Origin of the sequence: Brevibacillus sp. SIMBA_040 (assembly GCF_046535075.1) — a bacterium.
Lineage (GTDB): Bacteria > Bacillota > Bacilli > Brevibacillales > Brevibacillaceae > Brevibacillus.
Window position 1 is genome coordinate 1 of record NZ_JAWRXI010000221.1, and the last position, 265, is coordinate 265.

General features: G+C 55.1%; 1 protein-coding gene. It reads right to left on the reverse strand.

The genetic code is table 11. From position 1 onward, the window contains the following. The coding region (locus SB752_RS32615) for a hypothetical protein (RefSeq protein WP_410719530.1) at positions 1-234 on the reverse strand (234 nt) is incomplete at its 3' end. Positions 235-265 lie beyond the last annotated feature (31 nt).

The following is a 265-nucleotide window of genomic DNA, read 5'->3' on the forward strand; positions in this document are numbered from 1 at the left end:
CGTTACACCGTCAAGTTGCTCGTCGTTCCGCCCCGCTCCAAGTTTCTTGATGTCGATGCGCGCAGAGCGTGGCACGTAGCCGTAGACGTTCCCGTCATGCGGAAGATAGTTCCAGGCTTCATGCCCATAGTCGTGCGTCTTAAGCCAACCATGGCCACCTAGCGTCGGGTCGTTGGTCGGTCCTTGATATGAGACCATCCAACCCACGTTTACGAACACTAATCGCTCATCCATATTTTTCCCGTGCGCCCATGCTATCTGCGAT